Genomic DNA, 6742 nt, shown 5'->3' with positions numbered 1-6742 from the left:
TCCTGGCGCGTCAGCTCCCCACCACCCCGTCCGAGTCCCCGCGCGAGCGCACGGCCACGGACGGACGGGCGCCGGACACCGCGAAGCAGGCCCTGGAGGGCCGCGCGAAGCTGCGCCTGGCGCTGATCAACCGGCTCCACCGCGGGCTCACCGAGGTGACGACGAAGCTGGCCAACTTCCTCGCGAACCCCGGCCGCCAGGGCGTCGTCACCCTGCCCGTGGTCCTGAGCGAGAGCTCCGTCGCCCACGAGTGGTGGAAGTCCGCGAGCGCCGTCCCCGACGACCGGCAGTACCTGGCCACCTCGCTGGGCGAACCCCCATCCGTCGATGATGCCTCGCTCCTGCGCGCGCTCCGGGCCGAGGTGCACGCCGCCTTCGCGGAGTTCCAGCGCACCCCGCCCGGCGTCGAAGCCCGGAAGGGCTACGACGAGGTGCTCCAGAAGTACGAGGCCGCCCGCATCCAGCCCGTCATCTCCGGCCACGACGCCGGCCCGCTGGTGCAGGAGTGCGCGCGGCTGGGGCTGCCCTGTGAGCGGGAGTTCACCCGCTCCCTGCTCGTGTCGCCGTGGATGCTGGCCATCAGCCAGAGCCCGGACGAGGGCTCCGCGAAAGAGGTGATGGTCGCGGGCCTGTCACTGGCGCAGCTGGGGGCGCTCGTGGGCCACCTGCGGCGCCTCAACCCGCTGCTCACCAACGCCCAGCTGCGCACGCTGCTCCTGAATGCCTCCACGGACCTGAAGCAGGCCCTGCGCAAGGCGATGGGGCAGCAGGAGGTGGAGCGCGTGCAGGAGCTGGCGCGTCAGCTCCTGCGGCTGCGGGCCATGGAGCACCTGGTCGTCTGAGGCTCAGGCCCGGAAGACGGTGGGGCGCAGCGCCAGCTCCGCCGTCGAGTCCAACGACACGGAGGCCAGCATCGCCTCCGCCACGGACCGCGTCGCGGCCAGCCGGTTCGCCTGCTGCGTGTACGTGAAGGTGAAGGCCACCTGCTCGCGCAGCACGTAGAACTGGAGCTGCGCGAGGACGAGGGACTCCATCCGGAAGGTGTACTCGCGCAGCACGCCCGCGTTCGCGCCGAAGGTGGCCCCCTTCTTCTCCGACACGAGGCGGAAGTCGGTGGCGGAGCGCATGCCGTCCAGCATCCGCGCGGCGTACTGCTCCAGCGACTCACCGGGGACGGCCGGCTCCAGCGACACGACGAGGTTCGAGCGGAAGCCGTCCTCTTCCGGCCCCACGGCGACGACCTGGCTGGCGTCGAACCAGCCTTCGGGCAGGACGACGCGCAGCGGACCGTGACGGATGGACTTGGGGAGCGCCATGAGGAGAGGCGGACCTTGCTAGGAGGACTCGCGACCGAAGTTGGCCTGGGCGCGGGAGCCGACACCGTCGGTGTTGCCCATCGAGGCCACCTTCTGCCCGCTCTCCGCCGCAGCCTGCGGCTCCCCGATCCCGTTGGCGCTCTCCACGAGCATCATCCCGCCGCCCTTATGCTTCGCCCAGCTGATCTCCATCGAGTCCGCCAGCCGCTGCGCGTCCACCGGGATGCGCGTGCCCGTGCTGGGGTCCTTCAGCAGGTAGCGGCCCTGGTCGTCCTTGCCCTCCACGGAGACCCAGTGCGCGAGGCCCGTCTCGCCTTCCTTCGTCGTGGGGTCCACCAGGCAGGAGTCCACCATCACCGCGGCCTTGCCGCCGCGGGCGAGGGTCGCATCCAGGCTGTCCTTGTCGAGCCCGGCCGACGTCTGCGTCACCTTGAGGCCCTGGTTGGCCAGCATGTTGGACAGCTCATGCGGCGACGTGCCCTTGCCGTCGGTGAAGCGCGACTCCAGCGCGTCCATCTTCTGCGTGTCCGACACGGACTGCGTCTTGCCGGTGCCCAGGTCATTGCCCAGCATCACCGCCACCGCGGCGCCGCAGTTGGTCTGCTTGGTCTGCTTGAGCACGGAGGCGTCAGAGCCCTCCGTCTCCCAGCCGCCAATCTCCGGCGCCGGCTCCGGGTTCGCGCCCAACGCGCCTGGCCCCTCCTGGGGCGACACGCCCGCGCCCTGCGCGAACCGGTTCGCCCACAGCTGCTGGACCGCCTGCTCCACCGCGTAGGCGTCCGCGGCCTGCTCGGCCTGGAGGGCCGTGGGCTTGGACTCCGCCACGGCGGCGACCTTCTCCGGGGCGGGAGCCGTCCGCTGCGCATCCCGGGCAGGGTGCATCGCGTCCGCGCGCGGAGGGGGGGTCCTGGAATGGTGCGAGGGGAGGGTCACGCTCAAGAGGAGGTCTCCTGAAGGGGGATGGGGGATGTCATCCTACCCCGATTGCCGCCCCGTGTTAAGGGTCGCCGGACGGATCCAGGTCGTGCTTCCTCAGAAGTTTCCGAAGGTAGACACGGTCGATGTCCGCCTCGCGGGCCGCCCGGGAGATGTTGCCCTCGCAGCGCTCGATGAGGTTCTTCAGGTAGTCGCGCTCGAAGCCCTCGATGAGGTGCTCCTTGGCTTCCTTGAAGGGCAGGTCCAACTCCGGCCCCTTGCGCGTCCCGTCCTGGGGCGGCTCCAGGTCCGGGAGCGCCTCTTCGCCCAGGTTCACCACCTGCTCCACCACGTTGCGCAGCTCGCGCACGTTGCCGGGCCAGGGGTACTGGAGGAGCAGCGCGCGCGTCTGGTCCGACAGGGCGCTGGGCGGACGGCCCATCCCCGTGAGCATCGCGTTGATGAGCAGCGGGATGTCATCCGGCCGCTCGCGCAGCGGGGGCAGCGTGACGCGCAGCACGGCGAGCCGGTGGAAGAGGTCGCGGCGGAACTTCCCCTGCTGGACGGCCTGCTCCAGGTTCACGTGCGAGGCGGCCACCACGCGCATGTTCACCGTGAAGTAGTCGTTGCCGCCCACGCGCTTGACCTGCCGGCGCTCCAGCACGCGCAGCAGGCGCGGCTGCAACTCCAGGGGCAGTTCGCCAATCTCGTCCAGGAAGACGGTGCCGTTCTGGGCGCGCTCGAAGGCGCCGGCGCGGTCGCCCTGGGCGCCGGTGAAGGAGCCCTTCACGTGGCCGAAGAGCTCCGACTCGATGAGCGTGGGGGGCACGCCCGCCAGGTCCACGATGACGAAGGGCCCCTTCGCGCGCGGGCTCTGCTGGTGGATGGCCTCCGCGCACAAATCCTTGCCGGTGCCCGTCTCGCCGTGGATGAGCACGTCCGCGCCGCCGGGCGCCAGGCGCTCCAGCAGCGTGAAGGCCTCGCGCATCTTGCGGCTGTTGCCGACGAGCGCCCCGAAGCGGTCCTTCGAGGAGAGCGGCACCGAGCGCTCGCGCGTGTCCTCCGGCACCAGCTTCAGCTCCGTGGTGCCCAGGGTGATGACGCTGCCGGGGCGCAGCTCCATGGCGCTGAAGCGCAGGCCCTCCACGAAGGAGCCGTTGTGCGAGCCCAGGTCCGTCGCGAGCACGTGCTCGTCGTGCACCTCCAGCCGCAGGTGCTGGCGGGAGATGGCCTTGTCGGAGAGGACGATGTCGCACGTGGGCGCCTTGCCCAGCACGTACGTGCCCTGCTTGAGCGCGTGGACCTTGCCGGCCTCCGCGCCGGACAGGACCCGGAGCACCATCCGCACCTGGCCTGCCCGCCCCCGGTTCAGGGTGGCCGTGGCATCCAGGAGCGCCTCATCCTCGTCGGGTGGCAGCGACACGGCGGCGGACGCTAGCACGACCCACGGGCCTGGGGGCCGTCACCGCCGCCGCGGACGTGAAGGCGTGCGGGCAGGCGGGCGGGAGGGCTCCGCCGGGAGGGCCTTCAACCACGAGTCCACCTCCCCCACGCGCGCGTCCATCCCGGCTTCGGTGAAGCGTCCCCGGGCGCGGGTGGCCTCGCCCCGGGCCTCCGGTGGGCGGCCCGTCTCATACAGCGCGCGGGCCAGCGCGAAGCCGGACTCCCCCAGGTCTTCCGCGGGCGCGGAGGCGAAGGACACCGCCAGCGTCAGCGGCTCCACGGAGTCGCGCGCCCGGCCCAGCCCCAGCAGCGCCTGCCCCACCCCGTCATAGGAGGGCTGGAGCTTCTCATCGTCCGCGGGCAGCGCCTTGCGCTTGAGCGCCAGCGCCCGCTCGTACGTCTTCAGCGCGTCCTCGTAGCGCTTCAACCCGAGCTGGCTCATGCCCACCTCGTCCAGCGCCTCCGCGAACTGGGGGCTCTGTTCGCCGTAGAGGACCTTGAAGATGTCCACCACCGCCTGGGCATGGGCCAGCGCCCGCTCCTCCTGCTTCAGCTGGCGCAGGGACCAGGACAGGAGGCCGTGCCGGCGCGCCACGTCCGGATGCAGGGGGCCCACCACCGCCTCGGTCTGCTTCAGCGCCTCCTCCATCATCGCGAGCGCCTGCGTGGGGTCTCCCAGCTCGCGCATCACGCGCCCCAGGAGGAAGAGCGTCCGCGCGCGCTTGGGGTGCTGCGCCGGCAGGGCCTTGTCGTAGAGGGCGCGCGCCTGCACCAGCCGGTCGCGGGCCTCCTCGAAGCGCGCCTGGGAGACCGCGAGGTTCGCCTGGTTCACCTTGACGTCCGCCTCCAGCACGGGCTCGCCGCCCAGCCGTTGCAGCGTGGCCTCCGCGAGCTCGCCCCAGTTCGCCGCCGGGCCGAAGTGCTTCTGTCCGTCCTCCACGTAGAGCAGCTTGTTGAGGATGGAGACCTTCAGCCGGTCCGCGCGACCGGCCTCCGCGTCGAACACGGCGCGCGACAGCAGCTGGGAGGCTGCGGGCGAGTCCCCCAGCTGTTCCTGGAGCCAGCCCAGGTGGAAGCGCAGCTCCGCCCGCAGCGGCAGGTAGCCCGTGGCCACCACCGGGGCCTCCAGGGGCTTGAGCGCCGCGAGCGCCGCCTTGTAGCGGCCCGCGTCCACCTGCGCGCGGACCTCCGACAGGCCTCCCTCCAGCTTCTCGATCTGCTCGCGCAGGGCGGGGTCGGAGGGCCTGCGCTGCTGTTCGGCGAGCGCCTCCACGTCCTGGCACTCGTGCAGCGTGGGCAGCGCGTGCGCCACGTCCACGGCCTTCTCCACCACGCCAGCGTCCGCGCCGGCCAGCAGCTCCACCGTGGCGCGCAGGTCCTTGCGGCGCCGCTCCAGGCACACGCCCTGCCGGTCGAACTGCTCCTCCGTGATGACGCCCTGCACGCGCGTGGCCTCGCACGCCTGGACGCGCTGGTGCTTCCAGCCCTCCGCGTACTGCTCCAGCACCAGCACCGTGCGCTGGGCCATTCCTTCCGCGAAGGGCTTGCCGGTGGCGCGGAAGGCGGACTCCAGCCGCGCCTTCGCCTCCGGCGTCCAGACATCGTCCATCAGCGCCCCGGCGTCCACGCACACCCGCGACTGCTGCCACGCCGCGCCCGCCGCCACCGCCAGCGTGGCGGCCACCGCGCCCGTCGCCGCCACCCAGCGCCTGCGCTGTCCCAGGCGCTGCTCCTGGGAGAGCGCGTCCAGCAGGGCCTGCATCGAAGGGAAGCGTCCGGCCGCGTCCAGCGACAGGCCGCGCATCACCGCCTGCCGCACCCACGCGGGCACCTTCACGTCGCGGGGCGGCTCGCGGATCAGCGTGGGCGGCGGCGCGGCGGGGCGCGGGGGCGTCAGCGGCTGCGTGCCTCCCAGGGACTGCGTGCCCTCCGCCTCCACGCCCTGGTTGGAGACGTAGGCCTTGATGCTGCCCGGGTCGAACGGGCGCGTGCCGAAGAGGGCCCCGTAGAGCGCCGCGCAGAAGCTGAATTGATCCGTGCGCGCGTCCAGCGCCGTGCCCCGGAACTGCTCCGGGGACATGTAGTTGGGCGTGCCCACGAGGAGCCCCGCCTCCGTGAGCGTGGTCTCCAGCATCCGCCGGTCCGCGGCCTGGAGGATCTCCACCTCCTCCGGGGACGCCGCTTCGGAGGACGTGTCCCCCACCTGCCGCGCCAGCCCGAAGTCCGTCACGTAGACGCGGCCCGCGCGGCTCACCAGCACGTTGGCGGGCTTGAAGTCGCGGTGCACCAGCCCCGCGTCGTGCGCGGCCTGGAGCCCGCGTCCCGCCGCCAGATAGCGCTCCAGCACCTCGCGCCAGGGCCGCTTCTCCGCCTTCAGCCAGGTGCCCAGCGTGCCGCCGTCGTCCACCAGCTCCATCGCGACGAAGACCTGGTCGCCCCACATGCCCACGTCGAAGACGGGGATGACGTTGGGATGGGAGACGCGCGCCATGGCCTGCGCCTCCCGCAGCAGCCGCGAGCGCGCCTCCTCGGCGTTCTCCTGCGTGTTCGGGTGCAGGAGCTTGAGGGCCACCTTGCGGTCCAGGTCCGGATCATAGGCGGCGTACACCACGCCCATGCCGCCCTGCCCCAGCCGCCGCAGCAGCAGGTAGCGGCCCACCTGCGGAACGGGCGGCACGTCCTCCGGAGCACGCGGCGCCCCGCGGCCCGTCCCCCGGCCCGTGCCCGCGCCCGCGCGCGCCGAGTCCAACGGGCCCGTGCCTGCGCCTCCCCTGCCGGTGTCTCTCTTTGTCATGGGCGGTCCACCTGATCCGAAACTCTACCCTCGGGTCTCGTGGGCGCCGCATGTTCTGCCGCGGCGCGCCGTCAGGCCGCCTGCCTGGTGACAGCCGTCATCAGGGACCGGAACGCTGTCATCAGCGGGCGGGGGCAAGGTGGGAGTCAAACCCCTGGAAACAGACATGGGGCGCGGTGGCACGACAGCCGCAATGGGTCCGTACATCGCGGTTCTCACTTTCCCCCTCCTGGTGCGCACATGCCCGTCCCTCCCATCGGCCGCAGGCCCATCG

5 protein-coding genes are annotated in these 6742 nt (G+C 72.3%); 1 reads left to right on the top strand and 4 read right to left on the bottom strand.

The genetic code is table 11. The features are described from left to right. Positions 1–842: hypothetical protein (locus D7X12_RS43215; protein ID WP_120629979.1), on the top strand; the 842-nt coding region annotated here is incomplete at its 5' end. 3 nt (positions 843–845) lie between these two features. Here D7X12_RS43215 and D7X12_RS37420 read toward each other — a convergent pair. From D7X12_RS37420 to D7X12_RS37405, 4 genes are all read right to left on the bottom strand, one after another. Next, positions 846–1316 carry a DcrB-related protein gene (locus D7X12_RS37420; RefSeq protein ID WP_120629978.1) on the bottom strand — a complete coding sequence of 157 codons (471 nt, stop codon included), beginning with the start codon at positions 1314–1316 and terminating at the stop codon, positions 846–848. Between the two features lie 18 nt (positions 1317–1334). Beyond that, positions 1335–2255, bottom strand: coding sequence for a hypothetical protein (locus D7X12_RS37415; protein ID WP_147443917.1), 921 nt, complete (start codon positions 2253–2255; stop codon positions 1335–1337). Between the two features lie 58 nt (positions 2256–2313). Next, on the bottom strand, positions 2314–3573 hold the full coding sequence (locus tag D7X12_RS37410; RefSeq protein WP_244225015.1) for a sigma 54-interacting transcriptional regulator: 1260 nt from the start codon (positions 3571–3573) through the stop codon (positions 2314–2316). A 120-nt stretch (positions 3574–3693) separates the two neighbouring features. Then, complete coding sequence (locus D7X12_RS37405) at positions 3694–6468, bottom strand: serine/threonine-protein kinase (protein ID WP_120629975.1); 2775 nt, start codon at positions 6466–6468, stop codon at positions 3694–3696. Between the last annotated feature and the right edge of the window lie 274 nt (positions 6469–6742).

The organism is Corallococcus sicarius (genome assembly GCF_003611735.1).
Taxonomy (GTDB): Bacteria; Myxococcota; Myxococcia; order Myxococcales; family Myxococcaceae; genus Corallococcus; species Corallococcus sicarius.
Note: the sequence above shows the minus strand (reverse complement) of the source record. Positions and strands in the feature narration are given on the sequence as shown.